Genomic DNA, 24,805 nt, shown 5'->3' on the forward strand with positions numbered 1-24,805 from the left:
CAGAATGCGATTTTGTAGAAATATGCCCCGGACGGCGAACCGCCGGGGCGTTTCGTCGAACTAGTTGCGGACCGCGGGGCCTTCGACGCTCAGCCCGTTACCGCGAGAGGCAACGTAGAGCTCGAGTGCGATGAACTCGGGGCTTCCGGGGCTGAAAGTCTCGGCACGGGTGTCGCGCACGCACCCCTTGAACCGGTCATGCACCGAGTTCAGCTTGGCGTTTTTCAGCCGGTAGGTCGGGAAGCCGTTGATCTGGCCCTGGCTCAGGTGATCGGCGCGGATCATGTTGCCATAATTGTCTTCGTGACAATTCGCACAGCTGAGCTCGAGCTGGCCGTACCGGGTATAGTAGATCTCCTTGCCCTGAAGCCAGGTGTCATGGGCGGGGCCGTCGATGGCGACATTCACCGGCATGCCCCGCGACACCGACGCGAGAAGCGCCGACATGTTGGTCATGGGTTGCGACGTGTAACCCCAGGCCTCGGCCCCTGCCCGCTCGGTGATGCATTCGTTGATCTGCATCTCGATGGTCTGGACCTCTTCGCGCTCGGGATCCCATTTGGGATAGACTGCGCGAGCTCCGGCCAATGTCTCGGGACTTTCGTGGCACGACGCGCAGGATTGGTCAGTGTCGCCGAGCGGCTGCGAGAAGGCCGTGCGCCCGTCCTCGGCGAAGATCATGCCGGGATTCTCGAAATCGTCGGCCTCGAAGGCCTGCGTTTCGGGCGAACGGAATTCCCATCCAGACATCACCTCGCGCACGTATTCCATATGCTCCGGCGCGGGTGCCCGGGTCGTGATCGGGATCTCGCCGTTGATGACGAGTTCGGGGCCTTCGGCCTGTGCGGTCGTGGCGCCAAGCACCAGCGCCATGGCGGTCATCGTTCTGAACAACATCGGTCCTCCTCCCTTCTGCCCATGCGGCTTATTCGACCGTGATGTCCTTGGACTCGGTGTAGACCGATCCGTCATCATCGTACCACGTGAACTCGAAGGTGCCGGATTCGGGCACTTTCGACACGAACTCGAAATACGGGTTGGTCGAGATCGCGGGCTCCATCGTGACGTCGATGACGGTCTCGCCGTTGAAGGTGGTCACGAAGCGGTTGATGATCGACCGCGGGATGGTGTTGCCTTCCTTGTCCTTGCGCTGTCCCGACTCCATCGGGTGCGAGATCAGGGTCTTGATGGTGATGTCCTCGCCGGCCGACGCGCTGGACGGCACGCGGACGCGGGGGGTGACGTTGTCTGCCATGATAATTCTCCTTCGCGTGCGCGGGTCAGCCGCCGCAGCCGCCGATGGTGACTTTGACTTCCTGGCTGGCGCGCTGGAACGTGCCGTCGGCCATCTTGGCCACCGCGACGACGTCCTGGGTTCCGGCAAGGCGGATGCGGGTCGATGCCATCTGGGCGCCGGACAGGGGGCCGAAATGGAACGTTCCCACATCAGGGTTCGGGTTGCCGGTGGCCAGGATCAGGATCGCCTCGGCACCGGGCGCATCGACCTCGATCGGAACGGTGTTGCCGTTCTCGGCGATTTCGGGTGCGGTCAGCTTCAGCGCGCCGCCTTCGGTCAGATCGGCCCCGCCGGTGAATTCGGCGATGGCGTCGGTGGTTGCGTCGGCCCAGCCAATGCGCGGCAGGAAGATCGCCGCGGCGGCCCCCAGGGCCAGCGTCCGTCTGCGTGACAGGTTCATGGTGTTACTCCTTGAGCGTCATGAGATAGGCGACCACGTCTTCCACCTGTTCGGCCGTCAGAAGCGGGTCGAGCGGGCCATCCGCGGCGTTGCCGGTGAACGCGTCGCCGGGGCGCGTGTAGCCTTCGTTCTTGTAAAAGGCGGGCATGATCGTGCCGGGAAAGACCATCTTCGCGTTCGCAACGATCCCGCGCAGGTCGGCCTCGGTCCAGCGGTCGGCCACACCGTCAAGTGCCGGCCCCACCTCGCCGTGAAACGGCACCTCGTCCAGATCACTGACCAGGTGGCAGGCGACGCAGTTGCCCAGGCCCCGGTTGGCCATGACATCGGCGCCCTTGACGGGATCGCCGGCCGCGCCGGTCAGGGACTCGGCGACCGAGCCGTATTCGTCGTAGACGACGTCCGAAGGTGCAGGCGCTGCGGGGGCCGAGATTGGCGCCAGAACAAGCGCCACCACCCCTGCCGCGTGGCAGATTCCAGCTTTCATGTTTCCTCCCTCGGGTGTTGGATCACCTTGTGTGCAACGGTATTCGACCGATGCACCGCGGATCAAGAACAGATTTCACATTACGAATACAAAATCTGTTCGGATCCTCTAACCCTCTCGTTCCTCAAGCTTTCTTGCATGGTACTTCTGGAACGGCTCGTCGGTTTCGTAGCCTTTTTCCAAAACAAAGGTCAGAAGGTTCCGGGTCGTGGAGGCGCTGAAGGCGCCCGGCATCGTCACGATCGCCGCGTCGCTCGCAGTGGCGTCACTGGGGATGTCTTCGGCCGATTCGGGAAAGAACATGAGCGTCGGCGTGAACATCGCCCCCCAGCGGCGGACCGCGTCCTTCTCGGACATTGCCGCACCGTCGAAATCGACGACCTCGACATCGCCGAACATGTTGATCTGGACGACGTAGAAATCCTCGGACAGCATGCGGTCGATCTCGGGCACGACGAAAACCTCTTCGTGCATCTTTTTGCAGTAGATGCAGCCGCGCTGCTCGATCATGAGCAGCAGGCGCTTGCCCTGCGCTTCGGCATCTTCCAGGTCCTCGCGCAGAACGCGGAACGTATCCTGCATCCAGGGGGCCTTGTGCAGGCCGTCATCGCCCAGCACCGGCTCACGCTGCCCGTCGGCCAAGGCGGGTAGGGTCGTCAGCGCCAGCGCGGCCAGGATCGTCATCGCGTATCGAAGCATGGTAAATCTCCTTATCCGTAGCGGCTGAAAATCGGGAAGGTCTCGATCATCCACTGGGCGATGGCGTTCACCGAATTGGTGGCGATCAGGACCGCAAAGAGGATGAGCAATGCTCCCATGATCTTTTCGACGGTGCCCAGATGGCGGCGGAACCGCGTCATGAAGCGCGTGAAAGGGCCTACGAAAGCGGCAGCCAGCACGAAAGGCGCGGTCATCCCGACGCCGTATGTGAACAGGAGGAATGCGCCGCGCGCGGCGCTGTCGGTCCCTGCCGCCGTGAACAGGATCGCGGCCAGCACCGGGCCCACGCAGGGCGTCCAGCCGAAGGCAAAGGCCAGCCCCACCACGTAGGCCCCGGCCAGCGACAGGTTCGACACATCGCCCGGCTCGGCGCGGAATTGGCGATAGAGGACGGGGATGCGCAGCACGCCCAGAAAGTGCAGGCCCATGGCGAAGATCAGTCCCGCCGCGATCCAGCGGAGCACGTCGAACCACTGCCGCAGAAGCTGTCCGGCGGTCGAAGCTGACGCCCCCAGCGCCACGAAGATCGTGATCACCCCGGCCGCGAAGCACAGCCCACCGAACACCGCCCGCGTGCGCAGTACGGCGGGAACGCGACCGTCGGGACCCACGGCCTGCAGCGATCCGCCCGCCAAGTATCCCAAGTAGAACGGTACCATGGGCAGGATACAAGGTGACAGGAAGGACAGCAGCCCCGCGAAAAGGGCGCCGCCCGCGCTGACGTCGAACATTTTACTCCCTCCCGCTTTGACGTATAAAAAATTCAGAATATGTATTGCGTCAAGGTGTAATCTGGAAACTCCGCCATGCGTCTGCCTCTGCTTGCCACGTGCCTTGGCCTGCTGACCGCCCTGCCCGCCTGGGCCGAGCGGGAGTTGGTAATGGTAGAACAGCACGGCTGCGTCTGGTGTGAACGGTGGGACGCCGAGATCGCGCCGGCCTATCCAAAGACCGAGATCGGGGCCGAAGCCCCCTTGCGCCGGATTGACCTGAACGCGCCGGTTCCCGTTGACCTGACGCTCGCTTCGCCCCCGCGACTGACACCGACCTTCATTCTGATCGATGACGGCGACGAGATCGCCCGGCTGGAAGGCTACCCGGGCGAAGATTTTTTCTGGGCGGTGATCGAACGGATGCTGTCCGACGCCGGTCCGGTCGCTGGCTCGCCGGAAAAACACCCGCGATGAGGGATCTCGCAACGCACCGAAATTGCGGTTCTGCGCCGCGGCGTCTATACCCGGAGGAAGTGGGGTCGCCGCTGCGACCACGAGTGGGGAACTTTCCTGTGGCACTACCCAAGTTCGGCGAGAACACGACCGTCGCGGAATTCGACGAGATGGCGCGTAACGCGCGCAGCGCGGCCGACTTTCTGAAGGCGTTGGGACATGAAGGCCGTTTGATGATCCTCTGCCATCTCGCCACCGGCGAGAAGTCGGTGACTGAACTGGAACAGCTTCTGTCGGCGCGGCAGGCCGCGGTATCGCAGCAGCTGATGCGGCTTCGGCAAGAAAATCTCGTGCAGGCGCGGCGCGAAGGAAAGCAGATCTTCTACTCCTTGACGGACGAACGCGCCGTGCGGATCATGGATGTCGTGTACGACCTGTTCTGCAAATAGGCTCGCACGGGGGGAATGATGATCGACACGATCGGCGAGCCGGGACTGGCAGCACTCATGGGCCTTGGCGGCGGCATCGTCCTCGGGTTGGCGGCACGTCTCGGCAGGTTCTGCACGCTCGGCGCCATCGAAGACCAGATCTATGGCGGCTCCTCAGCGCGCTTGCGGATGTGGGGTGTTGCCATCGCCGTCGCCGTCCTTGCGAGCTTCGCACTCATCGGAACCGGCCGGTTCGACCCGATGTCGAGCTTCTATATCGCCCAAAGCTTCAGCCTGCCGGCCGCCATCCTGGGCGGGCTCGTCTTCGGCTACGGCATGGCCATGTCCGGCAACTGCGGATTCGGGGCACTTGCCCGGCTCGGCGGTGGGGAACTGCGCTCGTTCGTAATCGTGCTGGTCATGGGGATCTCGGCCTACTTCACGCTGGCGGGTCCGCTGTCGCATTTTCGTGTCGCGCTCTTTGATCGGCCCGCCGCATCCGAGCCTCAGGGATTCGCCCAGATCCTCGGCGGCGTGACCGGGGTGTCGCCCGTCGCGATCGGGCTGGTCGCGGGGCTCATGATCCTTGCCCTGACCCTGCGCGGCGCGCGCGGGGCCGGAATGAACATGGCGCAAGTCGGATGGGGCGCGCTGGTGGGACTTGTCATCGCGTCGGCCTGGGCCGGAACCCAATGGTTGGCGACGGCGGGCTTCGACGGGTTGCCTGTCGTCTCGCACACCTTTTCGGCCCCGGTCGGCGAGACGATCCTTTATGCCATGACCTCCTCGGGCAGCCGCCTGAGCTTCGGGATCGGCTCGGTCTGCGGGATCGTCTTCGGCGCGGCCATCGGATCGCTTGCGAATAGCCGGTTCCGGTGGGAAGCCTGTGACGACCCGCGCGAACTGCGCCGCCAGATATTCGGCGCCGCGCTCATGGGGTGGGGCGCCGTGACCGCAGCCGGATGTTCGATCGGCCAGGGGCTTTCAGCGTTCTCGTTGCTCGCCGTGTCGGCGCCACTGACACTCGGGGCGATCTACATCGGAACCGCGATTGGTCTTCGCCAGGTCATCGAAGGCTGGCCCCTACGCCAACCGGGCTGACCGCTCGCGTGGTCGGACGTCACCGGCGATGAAGGTGCTGGTTCCCCCCTGTTTGCGGCGGCACCGCAAGAGCCGCCCAGGATGCGAGCCCGCGCGTCAGATCGTCAGGTCGAACACCTGCCCGCCGAGGCTCAGGTTGATGGCGTCCTGCCCGTCGCCGTCCACCAGCGCCCAGAGGATCTGGCCCGTGGGTCGATAGATCACGAAGGCCTCGTCCACGCCCGCATCCCCGGCTGTGGGGGTGGTGGCGATATTCACCTGGAACTGGTCGGCCGTGGCGCTACCGCCATAGACCAGGACGTCGCCCTCGGCCGCGTCGTAATCCTGGATCCAGTCGTTGCCGTGATCCGCGATCCCGAGGTGGAAGAACCGGTCGCCGCCGGCCCCGCCATTGACCCGGTCGCTGCCGAACCCGCCATTGATGAAGTCGAACCCGTCGCCGCCGAAGATCTCGTCGCCGAAAGCCGACCCGGTCAGCGTGTCGTCGCCGGTCCCGCCGATCACCGTATCGGCGCCGAAGCCGCCGGCGATATCGTCGTTGCCGGCGTCGCCCCGCAGCTCGTCATTGCCGTAGCCGCCGTCGATGATGTCATCGCCGTCGCCGCCGTAGACCACGTCGCGCAGATCGGCCGCCGTCGCGCCACCCAGGATCGTGTCGTTGCCCGCGCCGCCGACAAGCGTGTCCTGGCCGTCACCGGCGCGCAAGCTATCGTCGCCTCCACGTCCATTCAGAAAGTCGTTGCCGGCATCGGTCTCCAGGAGGTTCGCGACGCTGGAGCCCGCCGCCCGCACATCCCAATCGCCGATGGCAATGAAGTCCTCGATCCCGACCAGAGTATCTTGGCCGATATCGCTTTGGTACCGACCGTGGGTGCCCGCTTCGAGATCTACCGCCAAAATGTCGTTGGCCAAACCGGTAAGATCGGTGACCAGGCGGTCACGGCCCGCGCCGCCCTCGAAGACGTCCTGGCCGCCGAAATTATAGAAGGTGTCCTCGCCATCATCGCCGACCACGGTATCGTTGCCGGCGCCGTCCCGCAGATTGTCGTCGCCCGCACCGCCGACGATCACGTCATCACCGTCGCCCCCGTCCAGTGTGTCGTTGCCGCCCAACCCATCGATCAGGTCGGCCGCATCGGTGCCGGTCAGACTGTCCGGACCCTCGGTCCCGGTCGGGTCGTCGTGCAGCAGCGGACCACCCGGTTCGGTCGGTCCGAGCAATCCGGCCGCCGTCGAAAGGTCGATGGTCCCCGTCTGTCCGTAGGGTTCGGGCGGGCGCCCGTATTCGCCGATCAACGGCAGCATCTCACTATTGAGGTCAATGCTGGGAAGCGGATCCCCATCAATCAGAAAGAATAGCAGAGTGTATGCGTCAGAAGCCGGGCCCCAATCGTATTGCAACCCATAAACCAGGGAGACACTCGGATCTGCATTGTCGCCATTGTCGTGACGGATTTGACCGAAGGCCTCCAGGGAAGGTGCGCCCAGCGTTTCGGTACCTGCTGTTTGAGACACGAAACTTACCTGCTCGATCAAGAGATCGGTGGTGATCGCAGCAAAGCTGTTCGCCGTTACAAAATCCACCACGTAGTAGAACGACGTCGTTCCCTCGCCCACATCCAAAGTCACTTCGAGGGGGCCGGCCTCGAGGATGTCTGGACCGCTGCCGGGGACGAAACGGACCATGATGGCGGAGAAAGTGTATGCGGTCATGGATACTGGCCCTTGGAACGGAAGACGACTCCGGGCGCACACTTGCAAAAAGGGCGACCGACTTCCCCTTTGATCGCGCATTCATGGTACCAGGCAGACCTGATTGAGGATTCCCGGTTACATTGGTGGATCCGCTGTCAGGGCAGCCCACGGCCTTCGGTATGCAACACCTCACATGATCAGATCGTCCATGTTCGAGCACGTCGGTTCGGCACATGCGACCGGGACCCGCGCGGGCTCGCCTTGGTTCCCGGTGCACTCGAGGCGGCACGATGTTGCGAGAGGCATCACTTCCCCGTCTGATCTCGTCGCACCTTCAATGCAGACAGCCGGCGCGGCAGCGCCTCGATCATTCTTCGGGCAAGACAGGGTTCAAGACGCTTCCGAGGATCGAATTGACGACCTGTTCGCGCATTCCGATCTGCGCGCTTTCGGTGAAAAGCGCGTCGCCGAAACTGATCTCGAAGGTCACGCGGTTCGAGACGTTGAAAAAGCTGAGCGCGCTGATCTGCCAGTGCAGCGCGATGGCCGACGCGTCGTCGCGGAACAGACCGCTGGCGATACCTTCCGCGCAGATCCGTTCGAGCTGATCGATCACCGCGCGGTTGGTGTCGCCGATCTGCGGGATCTCGGCCAGATGACGGCCGTGGTGGATATTCTCGATCATGACCAGCCGGATGAAATCGGGATTGGCGCGGTGATGGTCGAAGGTGAAGCGCACAAGTTTGGCAAGCGCCTCGGCGGGCTCCAGCCCGCCGAGGTCGAGCGCCTCTTCCTGCGCGCGTATCTGCTCGTAGGCATCCGCCAGCACGGCGCGGTACAGTCCTTCCTTGCCGCCAAAATAGTAAAACAGCATTCGCTTCGAGGTCTTCGTGCCCTCCACGATCCGCTCCACCCGCGCGCCCGCAAACCCGTTCGCGGCGAACTCGCGGCGTGCGGCGGCCAGGATGTCGGCCTTTACCGCTGCCGGGTCCTGTTTCCATCTCCGCGCCCTGTCCGGCATGTCGCCTTTCGATCCTTCCAGTGTTTCAGCATCACAGAACCATAATTAACCGCCCGGATCAAATTCCTTGACGATGTTAACCGCATGGTTCATTTTGACATGAAACAATTCCCTCGTGGGAGGATTCAACGTGGCCCATGACATGCACCCCAGATCCGACAGCAGCTTGCGCGCCGGCCTCGTGGGCCGTGGCATCGCCTTGTCCCGCACCCCCGCCATGCACGAGGCCGAGGCGCGGGCCCAGGGAATGACCGGCGACTATCGCCTCATCGATCTTGATGAGCGTGGTGATATACCGCTCGCCGACGTGCTTGCCGAGGCAGAGGCCGACGGTCTTGACGGGTTGAACGTCACCTACCCTTACAAGGTCGAGGTGATGGCGCTGCTGCACGATTTGTCACCCAACGCGCGGGCGGTCGGTGCGGCGAACACCGTGATCCTGCGCGGCGGGCGGCGCATCGGTCATAACACCGATCTGTGGGGCTTTGCCGAAAGCTTTCGGCGCGGCCTGCCCGACGCGGCGACCGATCATGTGCTGCTGCTGGGCGCGGGCGGCGCCGGGGTCGCCGTGGCCCACGCGCTGGCCGATTGCGGAGTGTCGCGCTTGTCGATCCTTGACAGCGACGGGGACCGGGCGGCATCGCTGGCGGCCCAGGTGTCACGCAACCGGCCCGGTTGCGCTGCCGACGCCGTGAATGATGCCGCCACCCTGTTTGCCGGCAAACGCCCGAACGGTGTGGTGAACGCGACGCCCATGGGCATGGCGAAACTGCCCGGGACAGCCATCGACACCGACCTGATCACGCCCGATCAATGGGTCGCGGACATCGTCTATTTCCCGCTGGAAACGCAGCTTCTGGCCTCGGCGCGCGCCAAGGGGTGCCGGGTCCTGTCCGGCGGCGGAATGGCGGTGTTCCAGGCCGTGCGCGCATTCGAGCTCTTCACCGGCAGGCCCGCCGATCCCGATCGGATGAAGGCGACCTTCGACGCTTTCGACAGGTGACGATCATGCCGCCCGGCCCGATGTTCCTGACTTTGCGCCCCTTCCTTCCGAGGTCCTGACATGCGCACCTCCATCGCCACCGTCTCCATCGCCGGAACGCTCGAAGAGAAGCTCGAGGCCATCGCCCAGGCCGGGTTCGACGGGGTCGAAATCTTCGAGCAGGACTTCATCGCCCATGACGGCGGCCCCCGCGAGGTCGGGCGGATGGTGCGGGACCACGGGCTCGAGATCACGCTGTTCCAGCCCTTCCGCGATTTCGAATGCCTGCCCGAGCCGCTGCGCTCGAAAGCCTTCGACCGCGCCAGGCACAAGTTCGACACGATGGCCGAGCTGGGCACCGACCTGATGCTGATCTGTTCCTCTTCCCATCCGCGCAGCTTGGGCGGGATCGACCGGGCCGCCGACGACCTGGCCGAACTCGGCGAGATCGCGAAGGCCCGCGGCCTGCGGGTGGGATACGAGGCGCTGGCCTGGGGGCGCCACATCGACGACCATCGCGACGCGTGGGAAATCGTGCGCCGCGCCGACCACGAGGCGGTGGGACTGATCCTCGACAGCTTTCACACGCTCGGCCGCAAGATCGACCCCGAAAGCATTCGCGCGATCCCGGGCGACCGGATCTTCTTCGTCCAGCTCGCCGACGCACCGCTGATCGACATGGACCTGCTCTACTGGTCGCGCCACTTCCGCAACATGCCGGGCGAGGGCGATCTCGATGTCGCGCGCTTCATGCGGGCCGTCATGGCCACCGGCTACGCCGGGCCGATTTCGCTGGAGATTTTCAACGATCAGTTTCGCGGCGGTGCGCCCAAACCCATCGCGCGCGACGGCCATCGCAGCCTGGTCGCCCTGATGGACGACGTGCGGCGGGCCGAGCCCGAAATCGGCCAAGGGCTGCCCGACATACCGCCCCGCATCGCGGCCGAGGGTGTGGGTTTCATCGAGGTCGCCGCCCGCGGACCGGAGGTCGAGACGCTGTCTTCCGCTCTTTCCACGCTCGGGTTCACGCGCACGGGGCGGCATCGCGACAAGGCGCTCGACCTCTGGACGCAGGGTGACATCCGCATCGTCGTCAACGCCGAAACCGAGGGGCATGCCGCAAGTGCCTGGACCATGCGCGGGACCAATGTCTGCGATATCGGAATCATGGTCGGGTCCAGCGCCGACGCGCTGGCCCGCGCACAAGCGCTTGGCGCCGACCCGTTTCAGCAGCCTTTGGGCGTCGGTGTCCTGACCCTGCCCGCGATCCGCGGGCTCGCGGGCTCGGTCCTGCATTTCGTGGACGGAACCAGCGGCCTGGATCGCGTCTGGTCGGACGAATTCGTCCCCACCGGACAGGACGAGGTTGGCGCGGGCCTGACGCATGTGGACCATCTTGACCAAACGATGAGCCACGAGGAAATGCTGATCTGGTCGCTGTTCTATACCGCATTGTTCGACATGGACCGCTCGCCCATCCTTGACGTGATCGACCCGAACGGCGTGATCCGCGCGCAGGACGTGACCAGCCGAAGCGGCGGTCTGCGCGTGACGCTGAACGCCACCGAAAGCCACCGGACACTGGCGGGCAGCTTTCTCGCCGACAGTTTCGGCGCATCGGTCCACCAGATCGCCCTGGCGACCGACGACATCTTCGCGAGCGCCGACGCGTTGGCCGCCCGCGGTTTCAACCCGCTGCCGATCCCGGCGAACTACTACGACGATCTCGACGCCCGGTTCGATCTGCCGCGGGGCCTTCTGGACCGGCTGCGCGGGGCCAACATCCTTTACGACCGCATCGGCGACGCATCCTTCTTCCAGATGTATTCCCACGCCCTGCCCGGCGGCTTGTTCGTCGAGATTGTCCAGCGAGAGCCCGGCTATCACCGTTACGGAGAAGCCAACGCGCCATTCCGCATAGCGGCGCAAAAGCGGCTCGCGCGGCCGCTGAACATGCCGCGGCAGTAAGGGCACATCGCGACGCGGCGCGGCCCTGGCTCTTTGAATTGTCTGGCGATCCCTCGAGGACTCGAACCCCGAACCTGCTGATTAGAAGTCAGCTGCTCTATCCAGTTGAGCTAAGGGACCGCTGCAGCGCGGTGTAGCGTCGATCTGCCCTGGCGGGCAAGCGGAACAAGCGCGGGCAGACCTCCGTTGTGCCGCCAAACCTTCAAACCGGAGTTCAGTATGAAACGCTTTACCACCGCCGCGGCCCTCGCCGTGACTGCCGCATTCACCGCCCCTGTCTTCGCCGAAGAGCACGTGATGCTCGAAACGCGGGCCGAAGTGCAGAACCGGGACGGCAATTCCATCGGAACCGTCACCGTCAACCAGACCGCATCGGGCACGCCCCTGGTCATCGTCGCACTGACGGACCTGCCCGAAGGCGCGCATGGCATCCACCTGCACGAGACCGGCGATTGCTCGGCCGACGATTTCACCAGCGCGGGCGGCCATATCGCAGGCGACGCGCAGCACGGTGTCTTCGATGCGGGCGGGCCGCATCCCGGCGATCTGCCCAACGGAATCGTCGGGGAAGACGGCGATCTGAATGTCGAGGTCTTCGCGCCGCTTCTCGATGTCGAAGAGATGATGATGGACGAGGACGGAGCGGCCTTCATCGTCCATGCGCGCGCCGACGATTACATGTCGCAACCCGCCGGCGACGCGGGCGAGCGGATTGCCTGCGGCACCTTCGCCGCCGCCGAGTGACGCAATGGATCATGAGAAACGCAAAAGGGCAGCCCGCGGGCTGCCCTTTCCTATTGGGGGCTCGAGGACCGATTAGTGAGTCCAGGCACCACGCCGCGATGTCGCGAAATTCTCGCCGTATCCGCCGGGCCGGATATTCGCGCGGCGAGTCTTGGGCTTGGTCACGATGGCGTCGATACCGTTGGATTCGGCATAATCGCGGGCGTCCTGTTCAGTGGCGAAGCGCAGTCGAACCTGGCTTTGCGTGTCTCGGGAACTGGTCCAGCCCATGAGCGGGTCGACGGCGCGCGCCTCGTCTGGCGTGTATTCCAGCACCCACTCCAGTGTCTTGGCGGTGCCCGACGACATGGCGGTCTTTGCGGGGCGATAGATGCGGGCGGGCATGGGCTCCTCCGGTGAAGTCAGATCACTGGCGTCTAAATGGCGGCAAAAGGTCCGCGTGGCAAGATCACAAGCCGGGTCCATGCACGGTTGGTCGGCAAAGGAAAGGCCACCTGTTCGAAATTGAACAGGTGGCCCGCTGCAAGAGAATGAGGGGGTGCGATCAGGCCCCGGTAAATGGGTGGGGAATGCAGGACCCGACCGCTTGGGATTGCTGCTTGCATCTCCACTCAACTCCGAAAATCGGCGAGCCGCAAGAGGCGATTCAACCTTTTGGCGAGTTTGAGCGAAAATGCCGCAGGTCGCGGCCCCGCGGATGGCAGCATCCCGCCCAAGCGGGGTTGTGGGTGACGTGGAAAGGCCCAAGTTATGGGCGACCAGCCCGAGGTTGCCCATGCCCTACGCCCATTCCGACAAGTCCGACGCACAGCTGACCGCCCCCGCGCCGCCCGTGGAAACCCGCGAAAAGCTGGAAGGCGGCATCGCCTTCCGCATGAATTCCGAGTTCCAGCCGGCGGGCGACCAGCCCACCGCAATCGCCGAGCTCAGCCAGGGCGTGCGGGACGGCGAGCGCGACCAGGTGCTGCTGGGCGCGACAGGCACCGGCAAAACCTACACCATGGCCAAGATTATCGAGGAAACTCAGCGCCCCGCGATCATCCTGGCGCCGAACAAGACCTTGGCCGCACAGCTTTACGGCGAATTCAAGGGATTCTTCCCAGACAACGCCGTCGAGTACTTCGTCAGCTACTACGACTACTACCAGCCCGAAGCCTACGTGCCGCGGTCCGACACCTTCATCGAGAAGGAAAGCCAGATCAATGAACAGATCGACCGGATGCGCCACTCGGCCACCCGGGCGCTGCTCGAACGGGACGACGTGATCATCGTGGCTTCCGTGTCGTGCATCTACGGCATCGGCTCGGTCGAGACCTACGGCGCCATGACCCAGGACCTGCACGTGGGCAAATCCTACGACCAGCGGGCGGTCATGGCCGACCTCGTGGCGCAGCAATACCGCCGCAACGACCAGGCGTTCCAGCGCGGCAGCTTCCGCGTGCGGGGCGACAGCCTGGAAATCTTCCCGGCGCACCTGGAGGACCGGGCGTGGAAGTTGAGCTTCTTCGGGGAAGAGCTTGAAAGCATTACCGAGTTCGATCCTCTGACCGGCGAGAAGACCGGCAGCTTCGACCGCATCCGCGTCTATGCCAACAGCCACTACGTGACGCCGAAGCCGACGATGAAGCAGGCGGTCATCAACATCAAGAAAGAGCTGAAGCAGCGGCTGGACCAGCTGGTGGGCGACGGCAAGCTGCTCGAGGCGCAGCGGCTGGAACAGCGCACCAATTTCGACATCGAGATGCTGGAGGCCACCGGCGTCTGCAACGGGATCGAGAACTACTCGCGCTATCTCACGGGTCGCGCGCCGGGCGAGCCGCCCCCCACCCTGTTCGAGTTCATTCCCGACAATGCCATCGTCTTCGCCGACGAATCCCACGTCAGCGTGCCGCAGATCGGCGGCATGTACCGGGGCGACTATCGCCGCAAGTTCACGCTGGCCGAGCACGGGTTCCGCCTGCCCAGCTGCATGGACAACCGCCCGTTGAAGTTCGAGGAATGGGACGCCATGCGGCCCCAGTCGGTGTTCGTGTCGGCCACCCCCGCCGCGTGGGAGCTGGAACAGACCGGCGGTGTCTTCACCGAACAGGTGATCCGCCCCACGGGTCTTCTGGACCCGCAGGTCGAGATCCGGCCGGTCGAAACCCAGGTCGATGATCTGCTGGACGAGATCCGCCGCGTGACCGAGCAGGGCATGCGCACGCTCTGCACCACGCTGACCAAGCGCATGGCCGAGGACCTGACCGAGTACCTGCACGAGCAGGGCATCAAGGTCCGCTACATGCACTCGGACATCGACACGATCGAGCGGATCGAGATCCTGCGCGACCTGCGTCTCGGCGCGTTCGACGTGCTGATCGGCATCAATCTGCTGCGCGAGGGGCTGGATATTCCCGAATGCGGGCTGGTGGCGATCCTGGATGCCGACAAGGAGGGCTTCCTGCGATCGGAGACCTCGTTGATCCAGACCATCGGCCGCGCCGCGAGGAACGCCGACGGCCGTGTCATCATGTATGCCGATCGCATCACCGGCTCGATGGAGCGCGCCATGCGCGAGACCGAGCGCCGCCGCGAGAAGCAGATCGCCTATAACGAGGAGCACGGGATCACGCCCGCCACGGTGAAGAAGAACGTCGAGGATATCCTCGCCGGGCTTTACAAGGGCGACGTGGACATGAACCGCGTGACGGCAAAGATCGACCCGAAGGCGCAGGGCTCGAACCTGCAGGCGGTGCTGGACGGCCTGCGCGCCGACATGCGCAAGGCGGCGGAGAACCTGGAATTCGAGGAAGCCGCCCGCCTGCGCGACGAGGTCAAGCGGCTGGAGGCCGTGGACCTCGCCGTATCCGACGACCCCATGGCCCGCCAATCCGCCGTCGAGGCCGCGTCGGAGGCGTCCACGAAGGCGTCCGGGCGGAGTACGGCGGGGCGACCGGGGCAACGCGGGGGGAATGTGAAGCGGCGGAAGAAGTAATCACCAAGGATTGGAGGCAAGAGCTTTTTCAATGTGCTCCTTCACTGCGTCATCCGTCTTGGCCACAAGTCTGCGGATTACGGAGAAATATTCGTCGACCAACTTTTTTGTAACACTGTCGCCATCCACTCCTCTGTGAGCGATGGCGCCGCGAAGGCTCACGAATTTGTCAAGCTTTTCTCGACTCCAATTAGCATCTTTCCCCGGAGCAATCAGCCAAGACTCTGAGATATTTTTCAATCCAAGACCGGTCAGGAAAAGATCATCGATTTGCGTCGCCTTCGGAGTGTTCAGCTTGCGGGCGCGCTGCTCTTTCATCAGATCGAATCTCTCCAAGAGGTGGGTCCGCCACCCATCTCCTGACAAACTCCAAACCGCCTGATGATTTTCCTCCCTTTTCAACTCAGTTGCGACTCGATTGCGAATGTCTCTGGGCAGCAGTGACGCGTTGCTTGCGTGCTCAGTAAGGTACAGAAGTGCTTCCGATAAAACGTCCTCACAGTATGCTTCCCAAAACGCTGTAATCAAAACGATTGCTGACTTGTTCAAAACTTCCAACCCACGTCTGCGCCCGGGGCCTTTACCCCCTTCCTTTCGGTGAAGATCTAGTAGCCTCTTGATGTCGGACTCGTTCTTCCCAAACTGACGGAAAGCTTGGCTACCGGCATCGGAGCCACCTACTTGCTCTCCGGCGATTTGTGGAATGGCCAGGTTGCTCGCGGGGGCTTCGGCTTGCTCCAAGCTCGCAAATAAAGTCAATTGTCCGTTCATAATTCGAGATTAACCGAAAAAATCCTTAGCGGCCAGTTTCAACAAAACGCATCCATTTTTGTTGGAACAAATCTCCCGCCATCTCCTCCAACGCCCCCGCCAGCGGGGTCGTCTTGCGCCAGATCATGCCCACCGTCCGCGCGGGCTGGGGCTCGTTGAACCGGCCCACCGAGACCGGGGCGGCGCGGGTTTCGACCTCCACCGCCATCTCGGGGATCAAAGTCACGCCCATGCCCGCGCCGACCATCTGCACGAGCGTCGACAGCGACGTGGCGTCGAGGCCCAGCGCGGTATGGGCGCGGTCGAGATCGCAGAAGGACAGCGCCTGGTCGCGGAAGCAGTGGCCTTCGTCCAGCAGCAGCAGGCGCATCTCGCGCAGCTCGTCCCGGCCGGGCATGGGGCGGTCCGCGTCGGCCTCGGGGCGGACCAGCACGAAGGGCTCGGAGAACAACGGCACCTCGGTAAAGGCCGGCTCGCCGATGGGCAGGGCCACGATGGCGCAGTCGATCCGGCCCTCGGACAACTCGCGCAGCAGGGCCGAGGTCACCGTTTCGCGGATGTCGATGGCCAGGTCCGGCCAGCCGCGCGCCAGCTGCCCCATGAGCCGCGGCAGCAGGTAGGGCGCGATGGTCGGGATGATCCCCAGCCGCAGCCGCCCGCGCAGGCCGCCCCCTGCCCCGCGCGCCGCGTCGCCCAGATCGTCCACCGATTGCAGCACGGCGCGGATGCGGGGGCGCAGCGCCTCGCCCAGCGCGGTCAGGGTCACGGACCGGCCGCCGCGTTCGAACAGCGGCCCGCCCAGCTGCGTCTCGAGCTCGCGGATCTGGACCGACAGGGCGGGCTGCGAGATCGCCGTCACATCGGCCGCGCGGCCGAAATGGGCCTGGTCGGCCAGCGCCTCGAAATAGCGCAACTGCTTGAGGGTCAGGTTCTTCATAACTTGAAGTTATGGGAAATATAGCAAAGCACAAGTTTCCCTCATGGCCCACGCCTGTTAGAACGATTCCAGACAGGCAGGCCCCCTGCCCCGAACGATCAACAAGAGCGGAGAGACCCCATGATGGACGGAAGCGACAGCCCGCGCGGCAACGGCGGCTGCCCCGTGATCCACGGCACCCAGTCGAACCAGAAGGCGCGCAGCAACCGCGACTGGTGGCCCAACCAGCTGAACCTGCGGATCCTGCACCAGAACCTGCCGGAAACGACGCCCTATGCGCCCAGCTTCAACTACGCCGAGAAGTTCAAGGCGCTGGACCTGAAGGCGCTGAAGAAGGACCTGGCAGACCTGATGACCGACAGCCAGGACTGGTGGCCTGCGGACTATGGCCACTATGGCCCCTTCTTCGTGCGCATGGCCTGGCACAGCGCCGGCACCTACCGCACGGCCGACGGGCGCGGTGGCTCGTCCAGCGGGTCCCAGCGGTTCGCGCCCCTGAACTCGTGGCCCGACAACGGCAACCTCGACAAGGCCCGCCGCCTGCTGTGGCCGATCAAGCAGAAATACGGCGACGCGATCTCGTGGGCCGACCTGTTCATCCTGACCGGCAACGTCGCGATGGAGACCATGGGCTTCAAGACCTTCGGTTTCGGCGGCGGTCGCGAGGACATCTTCGAGCCCGAGGAAGACATCTACTGGGGCATGGAAGACGAGTGGCTGGGCACCAAGGACATCCGCTATACCTCGCATGACGGCGAGGGGCGGTTCCTGGAAAACCCGCTGGCCGCCGTGCAGATGGGCCTGATCTACGTGAACCCCGAGGGCCGCAACGGCGAGCCGGACCCGATGAAATCGGCCGAGGACATCCGCGAGACCTTCGCCAAGATGGCCATGAACGACGAGGAAACCGTCGCGCTGACCGCCGGCGGCCACACCTTCGGCAAGGCGCACGGCGCGGGTGACGCGGGGCTCGTCGGCTCCGAGCCCGAGGGCGCACCCATGGAGTCGATGGGCTTCGGCTGGAAGAACGCGTTCGAGACCGGCATGGCCGAGCACACCACCACCAGCGGGATCGAGGGCGCCTGGACCCCCAACCCGATCAAGTGGGACATGGGCTATTTCGAAACGCTGCTGGGCAACGAGTGGGAACTGACCAAGTCGCCCGCCGGCGCGCACCAGTGGAAGCCCAAGGGCGACGCCATGGCCGACGCCGTGCCCGACGCCCATCGCGACAACGTCCGCCACGCGCCGATGATGACCACCGCCGACATGGCGATGAAGGTGGATCCCGCCTATCGCAAGATCAGCGAGGATTTCCTGGCCAATCCCGACAAGTTCGCCGATGCGTATGCCCGCGCGTGGTTCAAGCTGACGCACCGCGACATGGGTCCGAAGGTCCGCTACCTGGGTGACGAAGTCCCGGACGAGGACCTGATCTGGCAGGATCCGATCCCCGCCGGCCCCAGCCTGACGGACGCGCAGGTGGCCGAGCTGAAGGGCAAGATCCTGGACAGCGGCCTGTCGGTGTCGGAACTGGTGCGGGCGGCCTGGGCCTCGGCCTCGTCCTTCCGTGGGTCCGACAAGCGCGGCGGTGCCAACGGTGCGCGCGTGCGGCTGGCGCCCCAGCGCGGCTGGGCCGCGAACGACCCCGCGAATCTCGACAAGGTGCTGCCGGTGCTGGAAGGCATCAAGGACGGCTTCGACGGCGACGTGTCGCTGGCCGACCTCATCGTGCTGGGTGGCTCGGCCGCGGTGGAAAAGGCCGCGCGCGACGCGGGCTTCGACATCGAGGTGCCGTTCGCTCCGGGCCGCGGTGACGCCACCGAGGAGCAGACCGACGCCGAAAGCTTCGAGCCGCTCGAGCCCAAGTCCGACGGTTTCCGCAACTACCAGGAGCGGGCCTTCACCTCGTCCCCCGAGGAGCTGATGGTCGACCGTGCACAACTGCTGACGCTGACCGCGCCCGAAATGACGGTGCTGGTGGGCGGCCTGCGGGTGCTGGGCGGCAACACCGGCGGCACGGCGCATGGCGTGCTGACCGACCGTCCCGGCCAGCTGACGAACGACTTCTTCGTCAACCTGCTGGACATGGGCACCGAGTGGGCCGTGGCCGACGAGGCGGCGGGCACCTACCAAGGCCGCGACCGCAAGACCGGCGCCGACCGCTGGACCGGCACCCGCTGCGACCTCGTGTTCGGCTCGAACAGCCAGCTGCGCGCGATCTCCGAGGTCTATGCCCAGGCGGACTCGGGCGAGCGCTTCGTCCGCGACTTCGTGGCGGCGTGGGTCAAGGTGATGAACGCCGACCGGTTCGACCTGGCGGCCTGATCGCCACGCCTTCGAAAATGAAAAAGGCACCCCGCGGGGTGCCTTTTTTTGATTGATATCTGTGCCGAGATTACTCCGGCGCGGGCTCGACATCGACCGACGGCACGGTGACTTCGGCCTCTTCGGTATCAACCTCGACATCCACGTCGGGAACCTCGACCGTTTCGGTCTCGGTGCCCACATCGACCGAGCCGGTCTGAACATCGACCTCGGGCATTTCGCCCGGCTCGGCCGAGACGTCCACGTCGACATCTGGCAACGCGCCCTCGTCGGTCACGTCCACGTCGATGAAGTAGAAGGCCAACAGGGCCACGATGACCGCCACAAGGAGGGCGGCAAGAACTCCGCGTTTCATAACGCTCTCACCTTTTGGTTATAACATCTGCGGCAATTACGCGCGGAAGCACGGGATGTTCCAAAAAGTCTCGCGCGATGCGAATTAATCTTTGCCGCGCAAGGCCCGCACCAGCGCCAGGACCACCACCGCCCCGATCAGCGCCGTGATCAGGATGACCAGCAATCCACCGGCCGCGAGGATGCCAAGGCCCAGCGCGGCCAGGATGAACGGCAGCGCGACCGCCCCCGCGATGCCGGCGATCAGGTAGAGAAGCCGTTGCCGGCCGGCCAAGGCGCCGGCGATGAGCCCTGCCACCGCGCCGATGACAACAAGCAGGATCAGCGCCGTCGCGCCGATCACGTCCAGGATCTGTTCCATAGCGGTCCCCTCATGCGTCCGTTCGCACAGCGCACGAGGGGTGTTCCGGGTTCCCTCAATAGGGCCTGTCGCAGCGCACCGTCAGTTGCACCTTGCCCTTCACCGCCTTGCTCCAGCGCAGGCGCACGCGGTTGTTGGCGGGTCCCTCCAGCGGCGTGGCGGCTGGCATGTCGTAGACGGCAGACCCGCCGCTGTCGGTGATGCTGCCCTGCGCGGCCACACCGGGGACCGTCCGGCTCCAGGCGCCGAAGGGCAGCCACGGGCCGGGATCGAGCGTCCAGTTCTGCGCGGCCGAGCCTTGGGTGAATTCCAGCGTCACCGGGTTGATGGTTTCCTGCAGGATGTTGTTGAAGCTGTTGGCCGAGAAGTCGATCACCCTGTGCCGCGACGCGTCCAGCGGCGCGATCGAGTCGTCCACCCGTTCGACCCGGTTCAGCGGACCGTTGATCGACCGGAACGTGTTGCCCGTGACGCTGAGCCCCTGGATGAAATGACCGGTGCCGAAGGGCTTCACCACGATGAAGGTGAACCAGTCGGCCGCGTTCAGCGCGTTGAAGATGTTGCCGGTCAGGCTGAGCCCGCCAAAGCTGAACTGGTTCGCGAAATCCGGGAACGGCTCGTACTGGTTCGACATCTCGATGTGGCAATTGTCGATGTAGTTGCCGGTGATGATCGTTTTCGGGTTGGTCTGGGTGAACACGCAACCCGCCGTCAGGGGCCCGTCGGGGGTGTTGTCGCCCTGGAACCAGTGGTTGCCGACGATGATGTGGCCCGAGCCGTTCAGCACCATGGTCGTGCCGAACCGCTGGAACCGGCTGTCGCGGATCTTGGCGTCGTTGGCGTTCACGTTGAAGCCGACGCTGATGCGTTGCGGCGCGGCGACGGGCTGTTCGTCGGACACGAACAGGCAGCGGTCGACCATCAGGTCCTGGCAGCCCCGCCCGTGGCTGGTGATGCCGCGATGGCTGGGCTTGGTCATCGACACGTCCCGGATCTGGAAGGTCTCGCCCAGGGGCGGCAGCAGGATGCCGCTGGCCTTGCCGTCCATCTGGAAATCCACGTCGTCGATGGTGAATTTCGACATCTTGGTGAAGCCCGAGAAGTCGAGCACGTAGCGATAACGCGTGAAGGTATAGCTCTGGTTGGCCGCCGCACCCCAAAGCGGCGCCGACAACTCGATCGTGCCCGCGCTCAGATTTCTGGACCGGACGAAGACTTCGCGGCCGACGCCCGTGCCCTCGACCCGCGCGCCGACCTCAATCGTGGCGAGGTTGCTCACATTTGAGAGGCGCGTTGGATTGGAGGCCGGGTTGTATTGCGCCGTGGCGGTGACGGTACCCAAGTTCCAGCCGGTGCCGGACTTGACGTTGAATTGGCCGTTGCGGATGACGCGCCGGATCTCGAACACGGTCTCGTTCGCGGCCTCGGCCATGTCGATGGGGCCGAACACGTCGATGCGACGTCCGCCCAAGTCCAGCGACTCGTGATCCGCGTTGGACAGCAAGGCCTGGAACGCCTTCTTGAAGGCTTCCACCTCGTCCCCGAAGGCGTCGATATAGCTTGCCAGGTCGAAGTTCTTGCGCAGCAGGAACCGCCGGTTGCGGGGTTGGGTCACCATGCCCTCGAACCGGATGCGGGTGTCGATGGTCACGTCCTGCCCGAGGTAGTAGGTCCCGGCAGGCACGATGATCTCGCGCCCTGCCGACGCGGCATCGGCGGCCTCGAACGCGGCCGAGTCGTCGGTCACCCCGTCGCCCTTGGCCCCGAAATCGACCACATCGACCACGGGGATCACTTTGCGCAGGTAGGCGCCGGTGATGTCCTCGATCACCAGGTCGTCGATGCGCACCACGCCGCCCGACGGCCCGATCAGGTCCAGCCCGAAATAGCCGTAGGTGGGCGCGCCCCCCCAGACCATATCGACGCCGCCACGCGCGCCTGGCCCCACGATGGCCGAGACCTCGACCACCTCGCCGTAGCTGGTCAACGGCACCGACGGCCCGGTTTCGGGGATGCCGTCCACGGCCACATCATTGCCGCGCCCCGCCCAACCGGCGATGCGCACGGAGGGAAGGTTGCCCGACACCGCCTTCACCCGCGCGGTGATGCGCAGGTAGCAGCCCGGCTCGATCGGGGTGCGGATCATGTAGCGCAGCCACTGCGTGGCTTGGGTCTTCAGAAGTTCCAGCGCGCCGCCGAAATCCTGGTCGGCGGGGACGAAGGCCGCGTTGGACGCATTTTCATAGGTGGGCGATCCGGCGGTGCCGTTCCCGCTGGACCACACGTCGAGCCCGGCGGCGAAAGGCGTCGGCATCAGCACGATGCCGTCGGTGATGGTCTTGTTCATGGTGGTCCCCGCGTGAATGGCGCGCGCCCCGGGAAGACCGGGCCGCATCGGGGACAAGGGATAGGCAGGCGGGCGTTAATGCGGCCTGCGACCTGCGTGCGGTGGGCTCAGGCGCCAACCTGGGGGGCGCGCAGCAGGCGCACGCCGTTGATCTGCCACCCGTCCGCGGTCTCGATCATCTCATATTCCAGGACGTGCAGCGCGCCGCCCGTGTCACGCATCATCACCCGCTGCTGCACCCGGTCGCCCAGCGGCCGGGCATCGAGGAAGGTCACGTCCTCGGGCCGATAGACCATGGGATAGCCTTGCTGCACCATCTGGCCGAACCGTTCGGGCGTGCCGAACATGCCCTTGATCATGGGCGAGGCATAGGTGAAAGCGGTGGCGAAATCATCGGCCCGGAAGGCATCGATCTGGGCGCTGATGACCCCTTCGATGGCGGCATCCTCGGCCGGTGCGACCACGGGCACGACCAGCGCGGCGGCGAGACAGGCGGTAAACAGCGGTTTCATGGGCGATCCTCCTACGCTCAGAGACACGCAAGGATGATGGCGCAAGTTTCGGATCTGCCCATGCGACGATTGGTGTCGGGGTGCCTGTCAGCTCATCTGTGACAGGCGCGCCACGTAGCGGGCCAGCGTGTCGATCTCGAGGTTCAGCCGGTCGCCCACCTTGCGCGCGCCCCAGGTCGTGACCTGCTTGGAGTGGGGGATCAGGTTCACGTCGAAGGACTCCCCGTCGACGGCGTTCACGGTCAGCGAGGTGCCGTCCAGCGCGATCGAGCCCTTGGGCGCGATGTACCTGGCCAGCGCCTCGGGCGCCTCGATGGTGAAGCGGGTCGAGCCGTCGATCTCTTCCATGCCGGTGATCGTCGCGACGCCATCCACGTGGCCCGACACGATGTGCCCGCCCAGCTCGTCGCCCACGCGCAGGCTGCGTTCCAGGTTCAGCCGCGTGCCGGGCGCCCAGCCCGTGTCGCCGATATTGGTCTTCGACACGGTCTCGGCGCTGATCTCGACCTCGAACCATCCGCGCGGGTCGGTGCCGGTGTCGGTAACGGTCAGGCAGACGCCGTCGCAGGCGATGGACGCGCCCAGCGGCACGGTCGCGATGTCGTAGGAGGTGGCGATGCGCGCGCGCAGGTCATGGGGACGCTCGACCTTCAGAACCTCGCCGATATCGGTGATCAGTCCGGTGAACATGCGCCGCTCCTTCGTGGTGGGGTCCTGCCGCGGATATGGCCCGCGCGGGGCAGCGGTGACAAGGGCTGCACCATCCGGGACATTAAATAACCACCTTTCCACGCCACGATCCCGGTGATTGAGTGGCGGGAACCATGAAGATGAGCGGTGATATCCACGTCCCGGGCCAAAGGCGGTTCCTGTTCCTGCAGGGGCCGCACGGACCCTTTTTCGGTCGGCTGGGCCGGATGCTGTCGCTGGCCGGCGCGCGTTGCTGGCGCGTGGGCTTCAACCGCGGGGACCAGGCGTTCTGGCCCGACGCCGACCGCTACATCGCCTACCGCGATCCGCCCGAGGCCTGGCCGCGGACCTTCCGCGATCTCGTGGCGCAGCACGGAATCACCGATATCGTCCTTTACGGCGAAGCGCGCGCGATCCACGCCGAGGCCATCGTCGCCGCCCGCACGCTTGGCCTGACCATCCACGTTTTTGAGGAAGGATACCTGAGGCCGTACTGGGTCACTTACGAGCGGGGCGGCTCGAACGGCAACTCGGCGCTGACCGGGATGGACGTCACGGGGATGCAGCAGGCGCTGGCCGCTTCGGCGGGCGAGCAGCCCGAGGCCCCTGCCCATTGGGGCGACATGCGCCAGCACATCTTCTACGGCGCCGCCTACCACGCCTTCGTGCTGCTGATGAACCGGCGCTATCGCAACTTCCGCCCGCATCGCGCGCTCAGCGTCGCGCAAGAATTCCGGCTGTATCTGAAGCGGCTTCTGCTGATGCCGGCGCTCTGGGCCGACCGGGTCATCGCGACCGCGCGGGTGCGCGGCGGCGGCTATCCCTACCACGTGGCGCTTCTGCAGCTGGAACACGACAGCAACTTCCAGTCGCATTCTCCGTTTGGCACCATGACCGAGTTCCTGGACCTGCTGATCGACGGATTTGCCGCCGGTGCGCCCGGTCACCACCACCTCGTGATCAAAGCCCACCCGCTCGAAGACGGACGGGTCGACCTGCGCGCCCATATCCGCCGCCGCGCCGCCGATCGCGGCGTGTCGAACCGGGTGCATTTCCTGCGCGGTGGCAAGCTCGCGCAGTTGCTTGACCATGCCCGCTCGGCCGTGACGGTGAACTCGACCGCCGCGCAGCAGGTCCTGTGGCGGGGCCTGCCGCTGAAGGTGTTCGGCGCGGCCGTCTACGCCAAGCCCGAATTCGTCTCAGACCAGCCGCTGGCGGACTTCTTCCGTTGGCCCGACAGCCCGGATGCCCGCGCCTATCGCGATTACCGCCGTTTCCTGCTGGAAACCAGCCAGATCCCAGGGTCCTTCTACTCGGCCAAAGGACGGCAGCAGTTGCTGCGCCAGGTTGTCGATCTCATGCTGGCGCGCGACGACCCCTATGAGCTTTTGCAGAAGGGTCGCGCGGCCCCAAGGCAACAGTTGCGCGTCGTGACCAGAGCGCAATAGGCCACCAGACTTTTAATAATACGACAACCGGTCTAGGCTCGGCCCCAAAAAGCCGAGCCAGAATAAACAGGTCG

At 64.9% G+C, this 24,805-nt stretch carries 25 protein-coding genes and 1 tRNA gene; 9 read left to right on the plus strand and 17 right to left on the minus strand.

The window, feature by feature from the left end; all coding sequences use genetic code 11:
* Positions 1-60: 60 nt before the first annotated feature.
* From soxA to BMX96_RS17510, 6 genes are all read right to left on the minus strand, one after another.
* Positions 61-897, minus strand: a complete 837-nt coding sequence (gene soxA / locus BMX96_RS17485; protein WP_091846652.1) for a sulfur oxidation c-type cytochrome SoxA — start codon at positions 895-897, stop codon at positions 61-63.
* Between the two features lie 28 nt (positions 898-925).
* Complete coding sequence (gene soxZ / locus BMX96_RS17490) at positions 926-1,255, minus strand: thiosulfate oxidation carrier complex protein SoxZ (RefSeq protein ID WP_091846653.1); 330 nt, start codon at positions 1,253-1,255, stop codon at positions 926-928.
* Between the two features lie 25 nt (positions 1,256-1,280).
* Positions 1,281-1,697 (minus strand): thiosulfate oxidation carrier protein SoxY, encoded by a 417-nt coding sequence (gene soxY, locus BMX96_RS17495; RefSeq protein ID WP_091846654.1) that lies wholly within the window; start codon positions 1,695-1,697, stop codon positions 1,281-1,283.
* A 4-nt stretch (positions 1,698-1,701) separates the two neighbouring features.
* Positions 1,702-2,184: a sulfur oxidation c-type cytochrome SoxX gene (gene soxX / locus BMX96_RS17500; RefSeq protein WP_091846655.1), complete on the minus strand. Its 483-nt coding sequence runs from the start codon at positions 2,182-2,184 to the stop codon at positions 1,702-1,704.
* Positions 2,185-2,292: 108 nt separating this feature from the next.
* Positions 2,293-2,883, minus strand: a complete 591-nt coding sequence (locus tag BMX96_RS17505; protein ID WP_091846656.1) for a thioredoxin family protein — start codon at positions 2,881-2,883, stop codon at positions 2,293-2,295.
* Positions 2,884-2,894: 11 nt separating this feature from the next.
* Positions 2,895-3,635 (minus strand): cytochrome c biogenesis CcdA family protein, encoded by a 741-nt coding sequence (locus BMX96_RS17510; RefSeq protein ID WP_091846657.1) that lies wholly within the window; start codon positions 3,633-3,635, stop codon positions 2,895-2,897.
* Positions 3,636-3,710: 75 nt separating this feature from the next.
* Between BMX96_RS17510 and BMX96_RS17515 the strand changes: the two genes are divergently transcribed.
* The 3 genes from BMX96_RS17515 to BMX96_RS17525 all read left to right on the plus strand — a co-directional run bounded on the left by BMX96_RS17515 (position 3,711) and on the right by BMX96_RS17525 (position 5,599).
* A complete protein-coding gene (locus BMX96_RS17515) occupies positions 3,711-4,091 on the plus strand; it encodes a thioredoxin domain-containing protein (protein WP_091846658.1) in 381 nt (126 codons plus the stop codon).
* Positions 4,092-4,189: 98 nt separating this feature from the next.
* Entirely contained in the window at positions 4,190-4,519 is a 330-nt protein-coding gene (locus BMX96_RS17520; RefSeq protein ID WP_236737121.1) for an ArsR/SmtB family transcription factor, read from the plus strand.
* Between the two features lie 18 nt (positions 4,520-4,537).
* Positions 4,538-5,599, plus strand: a complete 1,062-nt coding sequence (locus BMX96_RS17525) for a YeeE/YedE family protein (RefSeq protein ID WP_091846701.1) — start codon at positions 4,538-4,540, stop codon at positions 5,597-5,599.
* 96 nt (positions 5,600-5,695) lie between these two features.
* On the opposite strand, the gene BMX96_RS19715 is transcribed toward BMX96_RS17525, so the two are convergent.
* Both BMX96_RS19715 and BMX96_RS17535 read right to left on the minus strand, forming a co-directional pair.
* Positions 5,696-7,393 (minus strand): calcium-binding protein, encoded by a 1,698-nt coding sequence (locus tag BMX96_RS19715; RefSeq protein WP_175481784.1) that lies wholly within the window; start codon positions 7,391-7,393, stop codon positions 5,696-5,698.
* A gap of 268 nt (positions 7,394-7,661) precedes the next feature.
* Positions 7,662-8,315, minus strand: coding sequence for a TetR/AcrR family transcriptional regulator (locus BMX96_RS17535; protein ID WP_091846660.1), 654 nt, complete (start codon positions 8,313-8,315; stop codon positions 7,662-7,664).
* A 142-nt stretch (positions 8,316-8,457) separates the two neighbouring features.
* Here BMX96_RS17535 and BMX96_RS17540 point away from each other — a divergent pair, with 142 nt between their 5' ends.
* Positions 8,458-9,318: a shikimate dehydrogenase gene (locus BMX96_RS17540; protein ID WP_091846661.1), complete on the plus strand. Its 861-nt coding sequence runs from the start codon at positions 8,458-8,460 to the stop codon at positions 9,316-9,318.
* A 60-nt stretch (positions 9,319-9,378) separates the two neighbouring features.
* Positions 9,379-11,265, plus strand: coding sequence for a bifunctional sugar phosphate isomerase/epimerase/4-hydroxyphenylpyruvate dioxygenase family protein (locus tag BMX96_RS17545; RefSeq protein WP_091846662.1), 1,887 nt, complete (start codon positions 9,379-9,381; stop codon positions 11,263-11,265).
* A 43-nt stretch (positions 11,266-11,308) separates the two neighbouring features.
* Here the strand turns inward: BMX96_RS17545 and BMX96_RS17550 are convergent.
* A tRNA-Arg gene (locus BMX96_RS17550) sits at positions 11,309-11,385 on the minus strand.
* Positions 11,386-11,484: 99 nt separating this feature from the next.
* Between BMX96_RS17550 and BMX96_RS17555 the strand changes: the two genes are divergently transcribed.
* Positions 11,485-12,009: a superoxide dismutase family protein gene (locus tag BMX96_RS17555; protein ID WP_091846663.1), complete on the plus strand. Its 525-nt coding sequence runs from the start codon at positions 11,485-11,487 to the stop codon at positions 12,007-12,009.
* A 72-nt stretch (positions 12,010-12,081) separates the two neighbouring features.
* Here BMX96_RS17555 and BMX96_RS17560 read toward each other — a convergent pair whose 3' ends face one another.
* Positions 12,082-12,393 (minus strand): ETC complex I subunit, encoded by a 312-nt coding sequence (locus BMX96_RS17560; RefSeq protein ID WP_091846664.1) that lies wholly within the window; start codon positions 12,391-12,393, stop codon positions 12,082-12,084.
* 391 nt (positions 12,394-12,784) lie between these two features.
* On the opposite strand from BMX96_RS17560, the gene uvrB reads away from it, so the two are divergent.
* Complete coding sequence (uvrB, locus tag BMX96_RS17565) at positions 12,785-14,983, plus strand: excinuclease ABC subunit UvrB (protein ID WP_091846665.1); 2,199 nt, start codon at positions 12,785-12,787, stop codon at positions 14,981-14,983.
* Here uvrB and BMX96_RS19420 read toward each other — a convergent pair whose 3' ends face one another.
* Both BMX96_RS19420 and BMX96_RS17570 read right to left on the minus strand, forming a co-directional pair.
* Positions 14,984-15,754, minus strand: a complete 771-nt coding sequence (locus tag BMX96_RS19420) for a HEPN domain-containing protein (RefSeq protein ID WP_139210139.1) — start codon at positions 15,752-15,754, stop codon at positions 14,984-14,986.
* 25 nt (positions 15,755-15,779) lie between these two features.
* Positions 15,780-16,691, minus strand: a complete 912-nt coding sequence (locus tag BMX96_RS17570; protein WP_091846666.1) for a hydrogen peroxide-inducible genes activator — start codon at positions 16,689-16,691, stop codon at positions 15,780-15,782.
* A gap of 123 nt (positions 16,692-16,814) precedes the next feature.
* On the opposite strand from BMX96_RS17570, the gene katG reads away from it, so the two are divergent.
* The gene (gene katG / locus BMX96_RS17575; protein ID WP_091846703.1) at positions 16,815-19,019 is read left to right on the plus strand and encodes a catalase/peroxidase HPI; all 2,205 of its coding nucleotides are present in this window, start codon (positions 16,815-16,817) and stop codon (positions 19,017-19,019) included.
* A 70-nt stretch (positions 19,020-19,089) separates the two neighbouring features.
* Here katG and BMX96_RS17580 read toward each other — a convergent pair whose 3' ends face one another.
* From BMX96_RS17580 to BMX96_RS17600, 5 genes are all read right to left on the minus strand, one after another.
* The gene (locus BMX96_RS17580; protein ID WP_091846667.1) at positions 19,090-19,374 is read right to left on the minus strand and encodes a hypothetical protein; all 285 of its coding nucleotides are present in this window, start codon (positions 19,372-19,374) and stop codon (positions 19,090-19,092) included.
* Between the two features lie 84 nt (positions 19,375-19,458).
* Positions 19,459-19,734: a GlsB/YeaQ/YmgE family stress response membrane protein gene (locus BMX96_RS17585; RefSeq protein ID WP_073129513.1), complete on the minus strand. Its 276-nt coding sequence runs from the start codon at positions 19,732-19,734 to the stop codon at positions 19,459-19,461.
* Between the two features lie 55 nt (positions 19,735-19,789).
* The gene (locus tag BMX96_RS17590) at positions 19,790-22,081 is read right to left on the minus strand and encodes a glycosyl hydrolase family 28-related protein (RefSeq protein ID WP_091846668.1); all 2,292 of its coding nucleotides are present in this window, start codon (positions 22,079-22,081) and stop codon (positions 19,790-19,792) included.
* A gap of 107 nt (positions 22,082-22,188) precedes the next feature.
* Positions 22,189-22,593, minus strand: coding sequence for a DUF4864 domain-containing protein (locus tag BMX96_RS17595; RefSeq protein WP_091846669.1), 405 nt, complete (start codon positions 22,591-22,593; stop codon positions 22,189-22,191).
* 87 nt (positions 22,594-22,680) lie between these two features.
* Positions 22,681-23,283 (minus strand): riboflavin synthase, encoded by a 603-nt coding sequence (locus tag BMX96_RS17600; protein WP_091846670.1) that lies wholly within the window; start codon positions 23,281-23,283, stop codon positions 22,681-22,683.
* Positions 23,284-23,417: 134 nt separating this feature from the next.
* Here BMX96_RS17600 and BMX96_RS17605 point away from each other — a divergent pair, with 134 nt between their 5' ends.
* Positions 23,418-24,731 carry a capsule biosynthesis protein gene (locus tag BMX96_RS17605; protein WP_091846671.1) on the plus strand — a complete coding sequence of 438 codons (1,314 nt, stop codon included), beginning with the start codon at positions 23,418-23,420 and terminating at the stop codon, positions 24,729-24,731.
* The last annotated feature ends 74 nt before the right edge of the window (positions 24,732-24,805 follow it).

This window comes from Palleronia pelagia (assembly GCF_900110115.1).
Lineage (GTDB): Bacteria > Pseudomonadota > Alphaproteobacteria > Rhodobacterales > Rhodobacteraceae > Palleronia > Palleronia pelagia.